Annotated in this window: 20 protein-coding genes; 13 read left to right on the top strand and 7 right to left on the bottom strand. The window is 52.6% G+C overall.

The window, feature by feature from the left end; translation table 11 throughout:
* The 5 genes from P1U71_RS09790 to P1U71_RS09770 form a co-directional block, all read left to right on the top strand.
* On the top strand, positions 1–298 hold a 298-nt coding region (locus P1U71_RS09790; RefSeq protein ID WP_301105411.1), incomplete at its 5' end, for a hypothetical protein.
* Positions 299–394: 96 nt separating this feature from the next.
* Positions 395–1,498 (top strand): putative sugar O-methyltransferase, encoded by a 1,104-nt coding sequence (locus tag P1U71_RS09785; RefSeq protein WP_301105410.1) that lies wholly within the window; start codon positions 395–397, stop codon positions 1,496–1,498.
* A 43-nt stretch (positions 1,499–1,541) separates the two neighbouring features.
* Positions 1,542–2,393: a glycosyltransferase family 2 protein gene (locus P1U71_RS09780; protein WP_301105409.1), complete on the top strand. Its 852-nt coding sequence runs from the start codon at positions 1,542–1,544 to the stop codon at positions 2,391–2,393.
* Positions 2,394–2,503: 110 nt separating this feature from the next.
* Entirely contained in the window at positions 2,504–3,169 is a 666-nt protein-coding gene (locus P1U71_RS09775; RefSeq protein WP_301105408.1) for a class I SAM-dependent methyltransferase, read from the top strand.
* A 14-nt stretch (positions 3,170–3,183) separates the two neighbouring features.
* Positions 3,184–4,020, top strand: coding sequence for a hypothetical protein (locus P1U71_RS09770; RefSeq protein ID WP_301105407.1), 837 nt, complete (start codon positions 3,184–3,186; stop codon positions 4,018–4,020).
* Here the strand turns inward: P1U71_RS09770 and P1U71_RS09765 are convergent.
* Entirely contained in the window at positions 4,017–4,973 is a 957-nt protein-coding gene (locus tag P1U71_RS09765; RefSeq protein WP_301105406.1) for a GlxA family transcriptional regulator, read from the bottom strand. The two genes, P1U71_RS09770 and P1U71_RS09765, sit on opposite strands and share 4 nt — an antisense overlap.
* Before the next feature lie 147 nt (positions 4,974–5,120).
* Positions 5,121–5,816, bottom strand: coding sequence for a 2OG-Fe(II) oxygenase (locus P1U71_RS09760; RefSeq protein WP_301105405.1), 696 nt, complete (start codon positions 5,814–5,816; stop codon positions 5,121–5,123).
* 135 nt (positions 5,817–5,951) lie between these two features.
* On the opposite strand from P1U71_RS09760, the gene P1U71_RS09755 reads away from it, so the two are divergent.
* Both P1U71_RS09755 and P1U71_RS09750 read left to right on the top strand, forming a co-directional pair.
* Positions 5,952–6,974 carry an aldehyde reductase gene (locus P1U71_RS09755; protein WP_301105404.1) on the top strand — a complete coding sequence of 341 codons (1,023 nt, stop codon included), beginning with the start codon at positions 5,952–5,954 and terminating at the stop codon, positions 6,972–6,974.
* 21 nt (positions 6,975–6,995) lie between these two features.
* Positions 6,996–7,877: a DMT family transporter gene (locus P1U71_RS09750; RefSeq protein WP_301105403.1), complete on the top strand. Its 882-nt coding sequence runs from the start codon at positions 6,996–6,998 to the stop codon at positions 7,875–7,877.
* On the opposite strand, the gene P1U71_RS09745 is transcribed toward P1U71_RS09750, so the two are convergent.
* Entirely contained in the window at positions 7,874–8,563 is a 690-nt protein-coding gene (locus tag P1U71_RS09745) for a cell wall hydrolase (RefSeq protein ID WP_301105402.1), read from the bottom strand. The genes P1U71_RS09750 and P1U71_RS09745 overlap by 4 nt on opposite strands.
* Before the next feature lie 710 nt (positions 8,564–9,273).
* Here P1U71_RS09745 and P1U71_RS09740 point away from each other — a divergent pair.
* A complete protein-coding gene (locus tag P1U71_RS09740; RefSeq protein WP_301105401.1) occupies positions 9,274–9,594 on the top strand; it encodes a helix-turn-helix transcriptional regulator in 321 nt (106 codons plus the stop codon).
* 79 nt (positions 9,595–9,673) lie between these two features.
* On the opposite strand, the gene P1U71_RS09735 is transcribed toward P1U71_RS09740, so the two are convergent.
* A complete protein-coding gene (locus P1U71_RS09735; RefSeq protein ID WP_301105400.1) occupies positions 9,674–10,669 on the bottom strand; it encodes an NADPH:quinone oxidoreductase family protein in 996 nt (331 codons plus the stop codon).
* A 144-nt stretch (positions 10,670–10,813) separates the two neighbouring features.
* Here P1U71_RS09735 and P1U71_RS09730 point away from each other — a divergent pair, with 144 nt between their 5' ends.
* Both P1U71_RS09730 and P1U71_RS09725 read left to right on the top strand, forming a co-directional pair.
* Positions 10,814–11,563 (top strand): cytochrome c biogenesis CcdA family protein, encoded by a 750-nt coding sequence (locus tag P1U71_RS09730; RefSeq protein WP_301105399.1) that lies wholly within the window; start codon positions 10,814–10,816, stop codon positions 11,561–11,563.
* Positions 11,564–11,874: 311 nt separating this feature from the next.
* Positions 11,875–12,567, top strand: coding sequence for an SOS response-associated peptidase (locus P1U71_RS09725; protein ID WP_301105398.1), 693 nt, complete (start codon positions 11,875–11,877; stop codon positions 12,565–12,567).
* Here P1U71_RS09725 and P1U71_RS09720 read toward each other — a convergent pair.
* Together P1U71_RS09720 and P1U71_RS09715 are read right to left on the bottom strand one after the other, a co-directional pair.
* Positions 12,564–13,469 carry an RNA polymerase factor sigma-32 gene (locus P1U71_RS09720; protein WP_301105397.1) on the bottom strand — a complete coding sequence of 302 codons (906 nt, stop codon included), beginning with the start codon at positions 13,467–13,469 and terminating at the stop codon, positions 12,564–12,566. The genes P1U71_RS09725 and P1U71_RS09720 overlap by 4 nt on opposite strands.
* A gap of 227 nt (positions 13,470–13,696) precedes the next feature.
* Positions 13,697–14,935, bottom strand: a complete 1,239-nt coding sequence (locus P1U71_RS09715) for an MFS transporter (protein ID WP_367281163.1) — start codon at positions 14,933–14,935, stop codon at positions 13,697–13,699.
* A gap of 196 nt (positions 14,936–15,131) precedes the next feature.
* On the opposite strand from P1U71_RS09715, the gene P1U71_RS09710 reads away from it, so the two are divergent.
* The 3 genes from P1U71_RS09710 to P1U71_RS09700 all read left to right on the top strand — a co-directional run bounded on the left by P1U71_RS09710 (position 15,132) and on the right by P1U71_RS09700 (position 17,938).
* Positions 15,132–15,770 (top strand): carbonic anhydrase, encoded by a 639-nt coding sequence (locus P1U71_RS09710; RefSeq protein WP_301105395.1) that lies wholly within the window; start codon positions 15,132–15,134, stop codon positions 15,768–15,770.
* A gap of 131 nt (positions 15,771–15,901) precedes the next feature.
* Positions 15,902–16,747, top strand: coding sequence for a MoxR family ATPase (locus tag P1U71_RS09705; RefSeq protein WP_301105394.1), 846 nt, complete (start codon positions 15,902–15,904; stop codon positions 16,745–16,747).
* A 12-nt stretch (positions 16,748–16,759) separates the two neighbouring features.
* Positions 16,760–17,938: a VWA domain-containing protein gene (locus tag P1U71_RS09700; RefSeq protein WP_301105393.1), complete on the top strand. Its 1,179-nt coding sequence runs from the start codon at positions 16,760–16,762 to the stop codon at positions 17,936–17,938.
* Between the two features lie 30 nt (positions 17,939–17,968).
* Here the strand turns inward: P1U71_RS09700 and P1U71_RS09695 are convergent.
* A partial coding sequence (locus P1U71_RS09695; protein WP_301105392.1) for a class I SAM-dependent methyltransferase occupies positions 17,969–18,609 on the bottom strand: 641 nt, incomplete at its 5' end.

Here is an 18,609-nt window from a genome sequence, read left to right as displayed (position 1 = left end):
GATCCATGTCGCGGATGTCGCGGCGGCGCTTGAAAGTCTCGCCGCCTCGGAGGCGGCGGGCACGGTCAATATCTGCTCCGGCGAGGCCCACCTCCCCCATGAAATTGCACTGGAATGCGCCAAACTGCTCAAAAAGCCGGATCTGAAAAGAAATCTTCAAGATTGTGTTGAAAAGCAGCGCACAACTGTGACCATCTGTGGAAACAATGCAAGATTAGCGGCTCTATCGGAGAACCGCGAACCGAATTCACTTGCTCTCGGCCTAAATACATATCTAAAGGATATGCGAGGGCACTAATGACCCTAACAGAACTAACTTTATTGCATTGATCTTATGAACAAGCGACTACAGAAATTAAATAGAAGAATTAGATTGCACCGGAATGTCCGTACCATGCGCTTTCCGACGCTGACGCGCTTGTTCTTTGACACTCCGAGCCTCCCCACCCGTTTTGGAGAGAATAGCTATGAGTTTGCTGATCCGATTCTGGAAAGGATATGCAATGCCTTCAACCTTGCCGATGCCGGCGGTGCGCAAGAAGACATCTGGACTGAACTGACCGCCAGCAATGCCGATTTCATCAAGGCAATGCGTGAAAAGGATTTTCAGGGGATCAGAGCAATCCTCTCCAATCTTTTTCATGGCCCGTTGCTCTTCGGTATGGGCCACACAGATATATTTCTGTCAAAAAGAAGCCCTTACGACCGCCAGTATTTTCCCCTGAGGTGCCGCGATGCCACTCTCGCACTTGCGGAGGCACTGGCCCTCAAATCGCTCGCATCAAATCAGCAAACATCACTGGATGACTATGTCAGCTCGACGAATGCTGATGTTGCAGATTATATCCAGCAGATTGAAGAGAAACTCAGGCATTCGATTGAAGTGCCTGAGGTCGGGAAGCCGCCAATCGCAGAAATCGGGAGATATCGTGTCAGCCCGGATTCTGTGCGTCATGCCTATGTTATGTACAGGGTAAAGCAGCTTGGTCACAAACCCGAAGATGCCCTGCTGGAGATCGGCGGTGGCTTCGGCAATGTCGCCCGCTATGCCTTTCTGCAGGGGTTTCGTGACTACACCATTGTCGATATTCCCTATGTCGCCGCAATCCAGGCTGCTTTCCTCGCCGCGACAGTGGGTGAAGATAACATTTCGCTTCTGGGTGAAGATCCGGTCAAGGCGATAAAGATCTGCCCATCCACACGGAAGAACAAGCTGCCCGAGACAATCGACCTTGCAATAAATATGGATTCACTGCCGGAAATCAACAAGACAGAGTCGTTGGAATACCTCAACCTCATTCGGTCAAAAAGCAGGAATTTTTTATCCATTAACCAGGAAGCGCAAAAAACCCATAAAGAGACAATCAAGCAGTATAGCGTGCCCGACCTGATTAATATGGTAGGCGGCTTCAGGCGGCTGCACAGACATCCCTATTGGATGGAACAGGGATACGCGGAAGAATATTATGCGGTTGACGCGAAAGACAATGTGACATGATTTCCTCGCCTAGCCCGCCCAGAACGAGAATACAGGTGTTGAATTGTCCCTGATTTCAATTGGAATGCCGCTCTATAATGCCGAGAAACATATCCGGCAGTCTCTCGATAGCCTGTTGCGCCAAACGCACACGGATTTCGAAATTATCATTTCGGATAATAAGTCCACCGACGATACATTTGGGATAATTCAAGAATATGCTGAACGCGACAGCCGAATAAAAATCTTCCAACAGTCGGAAAATATCGGCCCGATCCCAAATTTTCAGTTCGTGTTACAGCAGGCCCGCGGCGACTATTTCATGTGGCGTTCCTATGATGATTGGTCCGACGATAATTATCTAGAGATGTTGGGGCAACTGCTGGACGGCGACCGTTCAATCGATCTTGCTGCGGCAGATATCGTGAAAGTAAAGGAGGGCGCGGAAAAGCCGGTAGAGCTCAATATCGATCGCGCGGCCAGATCAAACTCCTTTTCCCGCTCCCTCCATATGCTGAAAACATCTCATCCGGGGTGGATGTATGGCCTGTTCAGACGGCAAGTCGCGTTGGATGCGATCAATGACGTTTTTGAGAATTTTCCGCATGTCTGGGGATGGGACCACCTGATCCTGTTTCCCACCGTTTCCCGGAACCGGGTCGGGGCATCGGACAGAACACGGTTTTTCCAGCGGGAGACAGGTATTTCCCACAGCCGGTATCGCCCCAAATTGCCGAAGGAACAAGTTAGATTGGCCACGGATTTTTACCGTGTGTGCTGGCGCAGATATCGAAACTCTGATGCGTCTACCATGGCAAAATGCGCCATGGCCTTTTACCTTTTGCGATATACGAGCTCCAAAACAGAGAAATTTACCCGGATTTTACGGATCGCACTGAAGCTTCGAAAGCCTTGAACTGATGCGCAAAAATAAAGCTCCTTCATTGCAAAGAACCCGGCGATTGTTTATAGAGAAACGATGAGTAATTCGAGCATTCCGGCTCCTCAGCTAAACGGACGACTAAAGTGGATATTTCTCGCGACCAAATCAAAGAAGCAGTTATCGCTGCTGGCTCAGATAATGAAGAATTTTTTCATTTTCCAGTCGTTGAAGACGGGCTTTATCTGCAGCAGGACCCGGATGAGTATGCGGACTTCGTTTACTTTATGGCGACCGAACTGCCGCCGTCAAAATTTGCACTTGATATCGGCGTAGCCTCCGGCGGGCAGACGAAATTCTTGCGCGATTACTACGATATCGAGAAGACGGTCGTTCTTGACATCGGGCAGCATCCGAATTTCAAACATTGGGACCGCATTAAGAATTCTGTGAATACCAAACTCGTTCTTGAATTGATCATGGATTCCCATTCGAAAGAGGCCCGCAAAGCATTGCTTCCCTATCAAGGGCAGTTTGATTTTACCTTTATCGATGGGGATCATAGCTATAAAGGCCTGATGCAAGATATTGAACTTGCAAAGGAAATTGTCAAAAAAGACTGCATTTTCGTTTTTCATGATACGGGCGCAGTTCCAGACTGTGTTCGCGTCTTCGATCAACTGCAAAAAGATCCGGATTTCGAGATGCTGGCGAATTTTGATACGCGCTTTGGCATTTCCGTCTTTCGCTACCTTGCGGTAAATGGTCCGAAAACCGGCCTTCGGAAAACAATATCAAAACTCTTTTCATAAAGATGATGTAGGGAATGTCGGGCTCTTCCATTGCAGTTGCGCATTTGGTTCGCAAATCAAACGGCATGGAGCCATTCAGAAACTTCATCTCCTCCTATAAAGCGCACAATGAATCTCTCGATCATGATCTCATCCTGATTTTCAAGGATTTCGATCCGGATGAGAAGGCCTCCTATCTGAAGTATCTGTCCGATACGGAGTTCATTGCCCATGACTATCCGGGGGACGGAGGTCTCGATCTCGGCCCCTATTTCGATGTAAGTCAAAAACTCGACTACGGGTATTTCTGCTTTTTAAACTCCTTCAGTGAAATCCGGTGCGATAACTGGCTCACCCACCTCTATGATTGCCTTATAAATTCGCCAGACGCCGGGATAGCCGGCGCAACCGGCAGTTGGGAAAGCACAGGCGCCGACGATCCGCCCTTTCCTAACCCGCACATCCGCACAAACGGCTTTATTATCAGGGCGGATACTATGAGGCAAATCGACTCCATAGAGGTTGAGACAAAGGATGACGCAAGACATATGGAATCCGGCCAGAAAAGTATTACCCGGCAAATTCAGGCTATGGGAAAGCAGCCCTATGTGGTTGATCGAAATGGCAAATGCTGGGCAGTAGAAAATTGGCCTGACAGTGCGACATTTCGTTGCGGAGGCCAGAGGGCACTTCTCGTTTCCGACAATCGAACCAGGGCGTATAACGAAGGGGATGACTGGACACGCGAATATCTATCTGATCTCGCCTGGACAGGAAAGCCATCAAAGGCCAATCCATTTAAGCGCCATAAATTCCGCCATCGGCTGCGCCGGTTCATAGAAAAAAGGCGCCCGAAAGCAAATACCTCTTAGCTATAAACCGGCTTTCTTTCCCGGCTTGGGCTTATGCCGTAATATTCGCGGTAGCTTTTGGCGAAATGCGAATGGGTGGAGAAGCCGGAGGCGATGTAGATTTCCGTAATGGACATACTGGTTTGCAAAAGCAGAAGCCGCGCATGTTCCAGGCGCATTTCCATATAGTATCGCGCCGGGGATCGCCCGGTATGCTGACGGAACAACCGTTCCACCTGACGGATCGAGACACCCACCATTGCCGCCAGTTCGTCCGGCGACAGGGGCTCCTCAATGTTCTGCTCCATGATTTCGACGATGGTCAGCAGTTTCTGGGATTTCGCGGCGAGTTGCAATTTCCTCACGACCTGCTGCTTGTCACTATGGTTTCTGATTCTATCATGCATGAACTGCAGGGAGATATCATAGGCGAGCTTATCGCCATGCTCTTTCCCGATGATATGAAGCAGCAGGTCAATGGCGGAAGTGCCGCCGGCGCAGGTATAGCGGCTGCGGTCTATCTCGAAAATGCTGCCCGTAAAGACGACTTCCGGGTAGCTTTCCTTCAGGCTGATCGCCCCTTCCCAATGAATAGTGCAGCGATAGCCGTTCAAAAGCCCGGCCGCCGCCAGGATAAAAGCGCCTGTACTCAGGGCGCCGATTTCGGTTCCGTGATGCACAATCCGGCGCAGCTCCGCGAGGAGATGCTCATCCTTGATCTTGTCCGTCCCGATTCCGCCGCACACAAAGAGAATATCAAGACAGGCCGCCTCCGCGAGCATCATGTCCGGTAAAATGCTGATCCCGTTGCTGGCCTGAATGCTCAGGCCGTTCGGTGTGAGAATATTCCAGTCGTAAAGATGCTGGCCGCTCATCCGATTTGCGGATCGCAAGGGCTCGATGGCGCTACTGAAACAAATCATGCTCGATTGATCGGTCAGGAGGAACCCGACCCGTTTGGCTTTTTCCGTCATGCGCTGCCTCTGGCCCCTCCCCCAAAAAACCATAGCATTCAGGCAAGGAACCGCCTGCCCCGTGCCGCTCACAGGACAGTAATTCAAAGATTTTACTTGTCAAAGCAAAATCAATGGCGGCAGCGCGCCGGATACAGCCAGAGAAAATTACTTGGCGTCGTGGAAAATAATGCCGAGAGTGTAGCGCTGCCCTCTAAGCACATCGCTCACCCCATGGCGCATGGTCACGCGCACAGAGCCGGTTTTTCCCGGTATCGGTCGCTGATTAACGGCGAAGATAACCGCATCGCCCTTTTTTAAGGGGACAACGCGGGCCCGCGACTGCTGACGCGCGCGTTGCTCCGTCAGGATGAATTCCCCGCCCTCAAAGTCGGCTCCCGGGGCGCTGAGAAGGATGGCCATCTGCAAGGGGAAAAGATGTTCCCCATATAGGTCCTGATGTAGCCGGTTATAATCGCCCGCATTATATTTCAGGATCAAGGGCGTCGGCCTCAACTGCCCGGCCGCATGGCAACGCGCGGTATAATCGGCGAGTGTGTCGGGATATCGCTCTCCATTTGAAAGACGCGTGGCCCAGTCGTTGGCAAGGCGCGCAAGCGGCGGGTAAAAACCCTCCCGTAGTGCGACAATCTGGTCCGGGAACGGATAGGTGAAATATTTATATTCCCCCTGACCATAGCCATGCTGCTGCATCACGATATGGCTACGGTAGAGCGGCTCATTCTCAAAATTATCAATCAGAGAGGCGCATTGCGCTTCCGTCAGCAGGTTTTTAATCATGCCGTAGCCATGCTGATCCAGATCTTCGCCCAGTTTTTGCCAATCGACGCCCACATGCTTCATGCTTCTCTCCTGCCGCTCAAGGGAAATTCCACTCTCGCGATTTCCAGCATAATATCTTCCCGGGAACCGATGTTATTTTTTATACTGAAGTGTAAAACTTCCCTATGCTAATGAGGTTCAGATAAGGAGAGCCAGATGAACGACAAGGGCCTCGTCACGGTCACCGGTGCGTCCGGTTTTATCGCGCTTCATACAATCCGCGATTTACTGGAACAGGGATACTCGGTGCGCGGAACGGTGCGGGATATGGGCCGCGTGGACGGATTGGCAACCTCGCTCTCCAGGCATTGCGATGTCACGAATTTAAGCTTTGTACAGGCCAATCTCAACGAGGATACGGGATGGGCAGACGCGATGAGCGATGCCGATTATCTGATGCATATGGCCTCCCCCCTCCCCGCCGAGGCACCAAAGGATGAGAATGAGCTGATCATCCCGGCGCGCGACGGAGCACTGCGCGCCATTCGCGCGGCCATTGATGCGGGCGTTAAGCGTATCGTCATGACATCCTCCATCGCGGCGGTGTCTGGTGGCCATGACAAATCGAAATCCCTGAATGAATCGCACTGGAGCGATACGACAAAAGACATTGGCGCCTATCAGAAGAGCAAGACCATCGCCGAGCGGGCGGCATGGGATTTGATAAACGCGCTCTCCGACGGAGAAAAACCGGAATTTGCCGTTATCAATCCAGGCTTCGTTCTGGGTCCGGTTATCGATGCGGATACCAGCGCCTCTCACGAGATTGTCCGGCGGCTGATGGCCCGCGAGGTGCCCGGCCTTCCGAATATCGGCTTCAGCCTGGTGGATGTCCGGGATGTCGCGAGCGCCCATGTCACGGCCCTGACCCATCCGGATGCACCGGGGAATCGCTATATCTGTGTCGCGGAAGCCATGTCATTTCGGGAAATGGCCCGGCTGCTGCAATCGCATCTGGAGACGCAAGGATATAAAATCCCCCAGAGACCGGTTCCCGACTGGCTGGTTCACTTTCTCGCGCTTTTCAGCCCGACCTTCCAACTTGTCGTGACCCGTCTCGGCCCGGCGACAAAGTTCGACACCTCCCAGGTTCGCCAGCATTTTGGCTGGATGCCCATGCCCATGGCCCAATCCATCACCGAGACAGCGGATAGCATGATGGCCCATAAAATCGCCTGACGCAGAAAGACAAGACAGTAAATGAGAGAAAAATCCCCTCACCTCTACGGCATACTGGTCACGGCAGCCGGTGTTCTCCTTCTCACGCCGGACGGGCTGCTTGTGCGTCTTGTCGCAGCGGATAGCGCCACAATCCTGTTCTGGCGCGGGCTGCTTTTTGCGATTGGAATATTCGGTTTTTACCTCCTGCGCTGCGGTAGTGACACGGTCGGCCTTGTCCGGGCGATGGGCAGGCGCGGTCTGCTCGCCGCGCTGTTGTTCACCTTCAGCACCTGCTTTTTTGTGCTGGCCTTAACCCATACCAGCGCCGCCAACGCCTTGGTTATCATATCCACAGCCCCGCTCTTCGCCGCTCTTTTCTCCTGGCTGATCCTCAAGGAATCAATTCCGCTCTCTACCTGGATCGCCATTGGCATCTGCATCGGCGGAATCAGCCTGATCTTCATCGGAAGTGTCGGCGGCGGCAGTCGCCATGGCGATTTCTATGCCATCCTTTGTGCCTTCATGATTGCCGGGCAGATTACGACGGTGCGTCACGCCCGAAATATCGACATGGTCCCGTCCCTCGGCATTTCCGGGATACTGACGGCGCTCTTCGCCCTGCCGTTCAGCGCACCGCTTGCCATTACCGGGCTTGATTTCACGTATCTTTGCATCCTCGGGCTGATCGTCCTGCCCTGCGCCTTCGGGCTGATCACGGTCGGTCCGCGCTATATTTCAGCGCCGGAAGTCAGCCTCCTGATGCTGATGGAAAGCATTCTGGGACCGTTCTGGGTATGGCTTGTACTCGCCGAGGTGCCGCGTCCGGAAACTGTCCTTGGCGGTGCCATCGTTATTGCGACACTTGTCATTCACACGGGGATTGCCTATCGCAAAAACCGCCCGGTTCCGGCGGCAAGCTAGATCGTTTCTTCGCGATAGAAGATATGGCTGCCAACCTGGCCGAGCTTGCTCAAATGCGCGCTCCACCTCGGGGAGACGTAGGAGGCGTGATAGTGCGTGGCCCGCTTGGCAACGCCGCTGCGTTCGCCTTTCATGACAAGCGCGACGACTTTGAGGGATTTCTCCCAAGCTGCCGCATTCTTGGGCCGATCCGACTGTCCATCACAGGCAAAGGAAAACTGGCACTTATTCCGCAAATGCTGGTTCTGGAAAACGACATTGCAGGCCGTGCCGGGATAACGCGCATCAACAATGCGATTTAAAATGACCTCAGCAATGGCCACCTGTCCGACGAGCGGCTCACTCCTCGCTTCGAAATAGACCGCCTGCGCGATGCACATTTCTTCCTGCGTGAAGGCCCGGCCAAAAAGATCGACGGATGCCAGCGAGTCATCAAGTTTATCGCCATTTGGCATATCCAGATTGGAAAGCGCGCCAAAAGCGCTCGGCAAAGCGGGAAGCTCTGCAAATTTCTTGTCAAGACGCGCCAGATTGGCATGTTTTATCGCGCCAGCCGCTGCGATATGCTCAATCGGCTTGGCCGAGGCACCAATTTGAAGAAGCAGGCTGAGGCCAATCACCACGGCGCCCAGAATGCTCATGGCGCCAAGGAACATGCCAAATTCATGCGACTTTGCATTTGTCATCGAAACTATCTTGCTCAAGGGGCTCTGCATCGTCACTTTTCCATTTTTATATAATTTGTAAAGCTGCACTAAAACGCCATTTCAACCTTGTCAGAATTCTACCAATTCACCGGGCCTATCCTCATCCCCCTAATACGGGATAAGCCGCAGTTTATTTTACCTTCTATTAACCAAGACATTCGATCGATGGTTAATAAAATCTTACCAAGCACCTTCAAAAGTGTTTACTGAAACTCTAAGTTAGTTTTACAAATCAATCAGTTAGCGAAACCTCAAACATATTTCAACGATCAGGCTCACTTACCCCTGATCCTATCCCCCAAATGAGGTATATGTCGAAACATCGCATCATGAACGCTGCGACGGGATAACAACCCGAATGATCCACAGGCACCATATTCTATTCGGGCGGCTGATTTGGTATCAGAGAATAACGTAATATACAAGAATTTGTGACCCACTAGCCTGCGACAAGACGAAGCAGATCACAGAATCTGGAAATACTTGGTTGCAATAAAAACCGAAAAACTCCGAAAAAGGCAACAAAATCTGTGCATTACCTGCCTATAATTTGGGCTCGCTGCCCATAAAATAGTGTTTCACAGATTTTTTTTGTTATTTCATATTGTTTTTCTTGCATCAATCAATCCAACTGTTATATGAGCTTATCAGAATTTTAAACTAGAATAACAAAGTATATGGTTTTATTGATGAATATCACGTCGCTCCAAGATAAGGCGCAGGACGCCAGCCGGTTTCTAAAGGCAATCTCCAACAAGCACCGTCTTATGATTTTATGCAATCTGGTCGAATCGGAACGTTCCGTCGGCGAGCTTGAAAAAATCGTGGGATTGAGCCAATCGGCCCTCTCTCAGCACCTCGCCCGTCTTCGCAAGGAAGAAGTTGTCAAGACACGGCGCGAGGCCCAGACGATCTATTATTCCCTGCAGGACGAGAATGTTGTCGATGTCCTTCGTTTACTGGAGGGCATTTTTGTCGAAGATTCCTCCAAGCTTGCGGAAGTCGCTTAAGATCAGTGTGTAAAATGACGGGTGGCCATGCCTTATGGCCCCCGCACTTCCTGACCGCTAAATCCAGAAATCGCCGGCGCTAGTCATCGATCAGGATGATCTGCTTGCCCGTCGCGTCCCGCCGCTCCATCGCGCGCAACGCGTCAGATATATGCGCAAGCGGCCAGGCCTTCCCGATAATGGGCCGCAGATTTTCAGCTTCGGCAAACTTTCTAAGGCCAATGCTGACGCGTGCTCCGGCTACCGGATCACGACGGCCGAACTCTCCGGCGCGTACGCCAATGACGGAACAGCCCTTCTCTATGGGCAAATTCGCCTTCAGAACACCAAATTCCCCGCCTGCAAACCCCGCCACCAGCAGCCGACCCGCCCACGCGATGCAATCCAGGCTCTGTTCAAAGAATGTGCCGCCGACGGGATCGAGAATAACATCCGCGCCCCTGCCGTTCGTGATTTCCTGCACCCGCTCCGGAAAAGAGACGTCGTGATAATTGATAAGATGATCAGCGCCGCTCTCCTTTGCAATTCTGAGCTTGTCCGCAGAACTCGCGGCGGCGATAACGGTTGCCCCGAGCGCCTTGCCCAAGGCAACGGTTGCCTGACCAACGCCGCCGCCAGCCCCCAGCACCAGCAAAGTCTCCCCCGCCTTCAACCTTCCCCGCTCGATAAGGGAGACATAGGCCGTCAGGAAGGTCACGGAGAAAGCCGCCGCCTCAGCATATGTAAGATGCTTCGGCATTGGCTCTATCTGAGTGGCCTCGACCGTCGCGTATGTCGCGAATGCCCCTGTCTTGTTCTTGTAAAGAACGGCATCACCGACTTTATATGGCCCGGCGGGATCCGTCGTTTCCTCGACGATGCCGACCGCCTCCATACCGAGGATAAAGGGCAGCTCCGGTTTGAACTGATACTTCCCATAGGTCATCAAGAGATCCGGAAAATTAAGTGCCGCCGCCTTCAACCGGACACGCATCTGCCCCGGCGCAAGTGGGGCCTGCTGTTGAGGTTCAAGCCTCACCCCGTCGGGGCCGCTGAGGTCGTGGCATATCGTCGCGGTGGCAAATTTATCAATCATTATATGTTCTTTTTATTCTAGACACTTCATTGCTACCTTATTCCGCCGGTTGATATCCAGCTTAATATACAATCTTGTGACTGGATCGTGACGGGCAAAAGGGGTAACTGTGGCGCTGGCCCTTATGGTGCGAGGTTAAACGGAATGGCAGGTTTGGAGATATCTTATCTGGCGGCGGCCGGTGGCGGCCTCATCAGCTTCCTGAGCCCCTGCGTCCTACCGCTGGTGCCCGCCTACCTCTGCCTTGTCGCAGGAACGACCCTCGAAGAGCTGGCGGAACCGGGCCAGGAAGATGGCGCCAAGGGGATCAACTGGCGGGTCGTTGCGACGGCGGTCATCTTCGTTCTGGGCTTTTCAACCGTCTTTGTCCTGCTCGGCGCGTCGGCGTCCTATATCAACCGGCTGCTCATTGAGCATCTGGAGCTACTCTCCAAGATCGCGGGCGGCGTCATCATCCTTTTTGGTATCCATATGACCGGGCTGGTCCGTATTCCCCTGCTCTACCGGGAGGCGCGGTTCAATGATCTTGAAAAACCGCAAAGCTGGCTTGGCGCCTATGTCATTGGGCTCGCGTTCGGGTTTGGATGGACCCCTTGTATCGGGCCTATCCTTGGCACCATCCTCGCGATCGCTGCAAGCGAGAGTTCTCTCGGTTATGGCGTGAGTCTGCTCGGGATATATTCCCTTGGGCTGGGAATTCCCTTCATCATTGCCGCCTTGGCGATCAACCACTTCCTCACATTCATGCGGAAGTTCCGGCGTTATTTCAAGTTGGTAGAAGTGGGAACCGGTCTCATTCTTATTGCCACCGGTCTGCTGATATTTACAGGTCAGTTCCAGATACTGGCCTATTGGTTTTTGGAAACTTTTCCGGGCCTCGCCACGCTCGGCTAGGCCTGTTCACCTAGCCAAAAAATGACGCCAACCCCAATATGCCAATAACCATAATGGCGATAAACCAGGTTGCTTTAACTTCATCCGACATCTTTACTATCCCTAATCTGGACCGCTGCAGTTCACAGCGGCCCCTCGGCAGGTTCGCTTATTTGTAATAAGTGACCTTTGTTAAGCGAGCAGATATAGAGCGCGAGCAGACGTATCAAGTATCGAGGCACGGAAATGCTGGATAAACCGCTGAAAACGTGGGAGTTTGTAGCAATGGTCACAATGTCGCGAAAAGTTATAATCATGTTGCGGTGGGATTGATGTGCGGTCGGTACAGTTTAACCAGTTCGGTTGACGCATTGCAGCGATTGTTCGGCTTTCCCGAACGGCCCAATCTTGCGGCGCGCTACAACATTGCTCCGACGACGGATATCGCCGCCGTTCGCCTCGCGACGGAAGAGGGAGAAGAAAAGCGCCATTATTTTCCGGCGCATTGGGGATTAATCCCGTCCTGGACAAAATCCACTGAATTTGCCGCCAAGATGATCAATGCGAGATGCGAGACCGTCGCAGAAAAACCGGCCTATCGCGCGGCCTTCAAGAGCCGCCGCTGCCTTATCCCGGCGAACGGGTTTTATGAATGGGAAAAACTGTCCAAAGGCACAAAGCAGCCCTGGTTGATCGGGGTGCAGGGCATGCCGCTCTTTGCATTTGCAGGTCTTTGGGAAAGCTGGAAATCACCGGAAGGCGATATCATTGAAAGTTGTACGATCCTGACAACAACCGCGTGCGACAGCATTTCCTTCATTCATCCGCGCATGCCGGTCATTCTCGACCCGTCAGATTTTGAATCCTGGCTCAGATGTGAGGCAGGATCAGAACTGCTCAAGTCTTTCGATGCCGACCGGATGAGCTTTCACAAAGTCTCCAACCGGGTCGGGAATATCCGCAATGATGATGCGGACTTGCTCAAACCTCAAGACCCGCCCCCGACGCAGGCGCGTTTGCTCTAGGAATGCTTCCGCTGATCTGAAACGAGCGCCGGATAGCGGCTTGCTTCCCGGCTGATCCGAACGACGGAACTTTGCAGCTTTTCAAATGCCTTATGCTCGATCTGGCGCACCCGCTCCTTTGTAATGCCAAGACGGCCTCCCAGCACTTCAAGGGTGGTCCTATCATCCTGCAGACGCCGTTCGCGAATGATGATCTGCTCCCGATCCGTCAGCTCCTGCAACGCGGTTTCAAGCCATTTTGACCGGACTGCGCCATCAATATTGTGCATTGTATTTTCTTCCGGCGTCGGATTTGTATCCTGCAGAAAGTCTTCAATGCTGTCGTCCCCCTCCTCACCGATGGGCGCATTGAGGGACTGATCGCGGCTCGACAGTCGATGCGCCATCTTTTCAACGTCTTTCAATCCGATCTTCAGCTTTTCCGAGATGGCGATCAACGTATCCGACGAGAAGGCTGTATCGTCCATAGTCTGGATTTTCGCCCGCAGCCAGCGCAGATTGAAAAACAGGGATTTCTGGGACGCACTGGTGCCCGAGCGCACGATCGACCAGTTTCTGAGGACATAGTCCTGCATCGCCGACTTGATCCACCAGCTGGCGTAGGTCGAAAAGCGGATTTCCCGCTCCGGCTCAAACTTGAAGGCCGCCTGCATCAGGCCGATATTCCCCTCCTGTACGAGATCACTCATGGAGAGGCCATAGTTCCGGAACTTGGAGGCCATTGAGACAACCAGGCGCATATAGGCAGAGACAAGCTCATGCAAAGCTTTCTCGTCGCCTTTTTGCCGCCAGAGAAAAGCCAGTTCGAATTCTCTCTCCCGCGAGAGCAGCGGGATAGACATCGCAGCCGAGACGAAGGCGCGATTGCGCTGTTGTGTATTTGCGGTCTCTTGCTTGTTCATGTGATCTTCCTCCCACTCAATAAAGTCGAATGTCGACGCTGTGGAACCAGGCGCACATTATAATGGTTCTAATTTAAGACTTTTTGGCTGATTTTGCAATGCCTTTGCAGGCTCGCTGACGAAATTGTGATCAGCCCCGTATGACGCCCCTCTCTCTTTCTTGTAATGGAAAACTATGTTGGAATAATGACAGCCCGGACCGGGAAGGCTCACTACCGGCGCCGAAGTCAGCTCTGCTGGGGGACCGGCTTTTCCGAAGAACCTGCGTAGATGATCAACGCCGCGACCAGGAGGCCGGCGATAAAGAGGAAGGAATGCGCATAACCGTTTTCCGTGCTAGCGGCCAAAACCCAGCCATAGAGAGACTGCATAAAGCCAACGCCTGTGATACTGATCAGGTTGAGTGTCGAATTGGCCCGGCCGACCAGATGATCGGGAAATGAGTTCCGGCAATGAGCGGCGAGCACGACATAATATTGCTGAACGAAACTGATATAGACAAACAACGCCGTTACAGCCCAAAGCGGAATATTCTCCACAAGACCCAAAATGACAAAAGCCATAAGCTCCGTGGAGACAGCACAGATAACAATCATTTTGCGGCTTTTGAAAATGCGATCGAGGGGTCCAAAGAATAACGCGCCAACCGGCACGACAATGGTCATTAGCAGCAGGATCTGTCCCCGCTCAAATCCATCCAGTCCGAAGGTATCCTCAAGATAGGGGCCACCCCACATACCGAGCAACGCCGCCGCGGGTCCATAGGCAACAAATCCCATCGCCAGAAGATAGAAAAATCTGGGATGGCGCAAAACCTCCCAATAGCCCCGGATACTTTGCCCAAAAGTCGCGGGCTTATCGGCATGTTCGGAATATTCCGGCGGATGATCGCGGATCACAAAAATTCCGACCAATACCGCGAGCAGTGTGATGCCCGCAATAAAGATAAACGGGAGTCGCCATCCATACAGCTCAATCGCGTAGGCAAGCGGTGCGGATGACATTATTGCCCCGATGCTGGAAAATGCCATAAGCCAGGACGCCATGGTCGCGAACTTTGCCGGTGGGAACCATTTTGCGAACAAAACATAGGATGCCATCATCGTTACCGAATATCCGAGCCCGATCAGGATCCGCGCGGTGATCACTTCTTGCAAGTCACTGGCGGAGGCCAACAGGAAAGAACCGAGGATCGCAAAAACAGTAATACTCGGGATAACGATACGCGGCCCGAACCGGTCGAGCGCCATGCCGATGGGCACCTGAACCAGCGCAGACGCGAAAAAAAGCGCCGCCGCCGCGATGCCAAGACTTTCAACCGCAATCCCGATATCCACAGAAATGGGGAGCATAAGCACAGCACCGGACATCCTGTGGAACTGCCCCAAGCCGAACAGAGTGGCGCAGATAAGGAATATATAAAGCGCACGTCTTTTAACTGCGGGAGGTCTTGGTTTCGGGGACATAAAGATTTCTGACTATTATTCTTGTTTGCCTAACGCTCCGCCCAAACCGTTAGTTTGTCAAATCATTTAGCCAAAATTCCAGGGTCCCCTTCATATCAATTAACAGTTTCCCTGACCTCAAACTATGCTAAATAGTCGCCATCGTACGGATTAAAGGACATGATTCGCCAGAAGTGATGCTGCAAGGAAATGGTTGATGGAAGATTTCAAGAAAGTATTTGAGAAGAACAAAGCATGGGCGGCGAGCACCACGGCATCGGACCCTGACTTTTTCTCCCGCCTCGCCCATCAACAGACCCCGGAGCATCTCTGGATCGGCTGTTCGGACAGCCGCGTTCCCGCCAACCAGATTATGGACTTACCCCCGGGCGAAGTGTTCGTTCATCGCAACATTGCGAATATCGTCGTGCCCTCGGACCTGAACTGCCTTTCCGTCCTGCAATATGCCGTCGAGGTCTTGAAGGTCCGGCATGTAATCGTCTGTGGCCATTACGGCTGCGGCGGTATCGCGGCAGCGATGTCCTCCCAGAAAAACGGGATGATCGATAACTGGCTCCGGCATATCCGGACCACCGCCCGGATATATCAAGACCTGATTGAAAAGGCAGGAGCGCAGGAAGAGAAAGCCGATCTTCTATGCGAGTTGAATGTCATTGAGCAGGTCCAGAATGTCTGCGCAACCACAATCGTTCAGGACGCCTGGGACAACGGACAGAAATTTGCGGTCCATGGCATCATCTATTCGGTGAAGAATGGTCTGCTCAAAGACCTCCTCCATTGCGAGGCGGGCAACAAAGTAACTCATGGCGAGGACTTCCCTGCGGTTCTGAAATAACCGGGTAATTTGATCTTTGCTAAATTGACTTTTTGTCAAATAGCTTGATCAAAATGCCCGTGGGGCTTATTTTCCAATCAATAGCGCCTTCGCAATCCATAGAAATAAGAAAAAGAAATCGAGAATACGGCATGAAATTTAAAGGTACTGATACTTATGTGGCGACGGAAGATCTGATGATTGCCGTCAACGCCGCGATGACACTGGAACGTCCTCTGCTGATCAAGGGGGAACCCGGCACCGGCAAGACTGTGCTGGCGCAGGAAGTGGCGAGAGCCCTCGGCAAGCAATTCATCGAATGGAACATCAAATCCACCACCAAGGCGCAGCAGGGCTTGTATGAATATGACGCCGTGTCCCGTCTCCGCGATTCACAGCTTGGCGATGACAAGGTGCATGACATTTCAAACTACATCCGCCCCGGCAAGATGTGGGAGGCCTTCACGGCCGATGAAAGCCCGATCCTGCTGATCGACGAAATCGACAAGGCGGATATCGAGTTTCCAAATGACTTGTTGCAGGAACTCGACCGGATGGAGTTCTTCGTCTATGAGACCCAGCAAACGATTAAGGCGGCGCATCGGCCGTTGGTGATCATCACCTCGAATAATGAAAAAGAACTGCCGGACGCTTTCCTGCGCCGCTGTTTCTTTCATTACATCAGCTTTCCCGATCAAGAAACGATGGAAAGAATCGTTGATGTTCATCATCCCGATGCCAAGCAGGAATTGGTCCGCGACGCCCTCAAGATCTTTTTCGATGTCCGCGAAACACCGGGCCTCAAGAAAAAGCCGTCAACCAGCGAACTGCTCGATTGGCTGAAACTTCTGATGAGCGAAGAACTCCCCGAAGAAGTGCTCCGCTCTAAGGATCCCTCGAAACTTATTCCACCGCTGCATGGCGCGCTTCTCAAGAATGAGCAAGATGTACATCTGTTTGAACGGCTGGCTTTCCTCTCCCGCCGCGAACAGCGTTAGGGCGGAACGGCCATGTTCACCAAATTCTTCTTTACCCTGAAAGAGGCCTCGATCCCCGTGACTTTACGGGAATACCTCACCCTGATCGAGGCGCTGAAAGCCGGCTGCGCCGAATATTCGGTGAATGATTTTTACTATCTCGCCCGGACAACGCTGGTGAAGGATGAGAAGAATCTGGACAAGTTCGATCAGGTCTTCGGTCATTGCTTCAACGGTATCGAGTTTATTTCCGATGGGACGGAGGTTGAAATTCCCGAAGAATGGCTGAAGAAACTGGCGGAGCTTTCCCTCACTGATGAGGAAAAGGCGGAAGTCGAGGCCATGGGCGGATGGGAAAAGCTCATGGAGACACTGCAGGAGCGCCTGAAAGAGCAGGAAAAACGGCATCAGGGCGGCAACAAATGGATCGGTACCGCCGGGAAATCGCCCTTCGGCGCCTATGGCTATAACCCCGAAGGGGTTCGCATCGGCCAAAAGGAAAGCCGGAACCGCAAGGCCGTGAAGGTCTGGGACAAGCGCGAGTACAAGAACCTCGATGACAGCGTTGAGCTTGGCACCCGGAACATCAAGGTTGCCATGAAGCGGCTGCGCCAGTTCGCCCGCGAAGGCGCCGCGGAGGAGCTTGATCTCGACGACACCATCCGCTCAACCGCGCGCAACGCGGGCTTTCTGGATCTCAAAATGCGGCCCGAACGGCACAACACGGTGAAGGTCCTGATCCTGTTTGATATCGGCGGATCGATGGATGATCATATCAAGGCCTGCGAGGAGCTGTTCTCAGCGGCGCGCACTGAATTCAAGCATCTGGAATTCTATTATTTCCATAACTGCGTTTATGAGAAACTCTGGAAGGAGAACAGCCGCCGTCATACCTCCTTCATGCCGACATGGGACGTACTCCATACTTATCCCGCCGACTACAAGCTGATCATTGTCGGGGACGCCACCATGAGTCCCTACGAAATTGCCTATGCAGGCGGCAGTGTCGAGCATTGGAATGAGGAAGCCGGGCAAGCCTGGATGGAGCGGATGCTGAACATCTACCATAAGGCGGTCTGGCTCAATCCGGTGCCAGAGAAATATTGGGACTACACGCCGTCGGTTCAGATGATGAAACAGCTGATGACAGACCGCATGTATCCGCTCACCATCGGCGGCCTTGAAAACGCGATGAAGGAACTAAGCCGGTAATTTTTATTCAATCGGCTAACTAAGGCGCATCTAGTAGCGCGCCGGACGGGCAAACACCATCCATTTTCCACCGAACGCGTTGGAGAGCTTGTCAAATTCAGGACTCGCCTCCAACAGCGTATGATGCATCGGGTTATTGTAGAGGAAGTATATCGGCTCCCGCACATCCGCAAGATCAGCTGAAATACGATCAAGTACCCCCTGCAACACTTCTGGACCGAAGGCGTTAAAAACATAAATAACGTGGGGAACCGGGGGCAAGGCATGGCTGGCGGCGTCCCCTTGAATTGACGTAAGCGTTCCGGAACGAACCCTCTTGCGCCGTTTCATTTCGGCAATATTTTGCTCGGCTGTGTGATGCAGCGCGCCACTTAGTTCAATTCCGGTCACGGATTTAAAAGGATACCGCGCCGCAGCAGCGAGAATAGCCCCCTTGCCCGAGCCATAATCAATGAAATGATAGTTTGAATAATCTATGTGGAGCCGCTCCAGGATATGCCGGAATTCATACTCCGACGTCGCTTCATACCGCTGAGCCGAGGCTTTCATCTCATCGGGGATATCCAACATATCCAGCTCCACGACGCCCCCGATATCGAGCCCGCTTTCACGCATGTTCTGCTGATAAAAGCGATAGTCCTGCAAAATGGGAAAATGTGCTTTCGCGCAGG

This window comes from Sneathiella sp., from assembly GCF_029233945.1.
Lineage (GTDB): Bacteria > Pseudomonadota > Alphaproteobacteria > Sneathiellales > Sneathiellaceae > Sneathiella.
Note: the sequence above shows the minus strand (reverse complement) of the source record. Positions and strands in the feature narration are given on the sequence as shown.

What these genes read in the sequence shown, in the direction of transcription:
- P1U71_RS09785 (WP_301105410.1), top strand. Translation starts at nt 395, where the DNA reads ATGCGCTTTCCGACGCTGACGCGCTTGTTCTTTGACACTCCGAGCCTC.
- P1U71_RS09770 (WP_301105407.1), top strand. Translation starts at nt 3,184, where the DNA reads ATGTCGGGCTCTTCCATTGCAGTTGCGCATTTGGTTCGCAAATCAAAC.
- P1U71_RS09765 (WP_301105406.1), bottom strand. Translation starts at nt 4,973, where the DNA reads ATGACGGAAAAAGCCAAACGGGTCGGGTTCCTCCTGACCGATCAATCG.
- P1U71_RS09760 (WP_301105405.1), bottom strand. Translation starts at nt 5,816, where the DNA reads ATGAAGCATGTGGGCGTCGATTGGCAAAAACTGGGCGAAGATCTGGAT.
- P1U71_RS09755 (WP_301105404.1), top strand. Translation starts at nt 5,952, where the DNA reads ATGAACGACAAGGGCCTCGTCACGGTCACCGGTGCGTCCGGTTTTATC.
- P1U71_RS09750 (WP_301105403.1), top strand. Translation starts at nt 6,996, where the DNA reads ATGAGAGAAAAATCCCCTCACCTCTACGGCATACTGGTCACGGCAGCC.
- P1U71_RS09745 (WP_301105402.1), bottom strand. Translation starts at nt 8,563, where the DNA reads ATGACAAATGCAAAGTCGCATGAATTTGGCATGTTCCTTGGCGCCATG.
- P1U71_RS09740 (WP_301105401.1), top strand. Translation starts at nt 9,274, where the DNA reads ATGAATATCACGTCGCTCCAAGATAAGGCGCAGGACGCCAGCCGGTTT.
- P1U71_RS09735 (WP_301105400.1), bottom strand. Translation starts at nt 10,669, where the DNA reads ATGATTGATAAATTTGCCACCGCGACGATATGCCACGACCTCAGCGGC.
- P1U71_RS09730 (WP_301105399.1), top strand. Translation starts at nt 10,814, where the DNA reads ATGGCAGGTTTGGAGATATCTTATCTGGCGGCGGCCGGTGGCGGCCTC.
- P1U71_RS09725 (WP_301105398.1), top strand. Translation starts at nt 11,875, where the DNA reads ATGTGCGGTCGGTACAGTTTAACCAGTTCGGTTGACGCATTGCAGCGA.
- P1U71_RS09720 (WP_301105397.1), bottom strand. Translation starts at nt 13,469, where the DNA reads ATGAACAAGCAAGAGACCGCAAATACACAACAGCGCAATCGCGCCTTC.
- P1U71_RS09715 (WP_367281163.1), bottom strand. Translation starts at nt 14,935, where the DNA reads ATGTCCCCGAAACCAAGACCTCCCGCAGTTAAAAGACGTGCGCTTTAT.
- P1U71_RS09710 (WP_301105395.1), top strand. Translation starts at nt 15,132, where the DNA reads ATGGAAGATTTCAAGAAAGTATTTGAGAAGAACAAAGCATGGGCGGCG.
- P1U71_RS09705 (WP_301105394.1), top strand. Translation starts at nt 15,902, where the DNA reads ATGAAATTTAAAGGTACTGATACTTATGTGGCGACGGAAGATCTGATG.
- P1U71_RS09700 (WP_301105393.1), top strand. Translation starts at nt 16,760, where the DNA reads ATGTTCACCAAATTCTTCTTTACCCTGAAAGAGGCCTCGATCCCCGTG.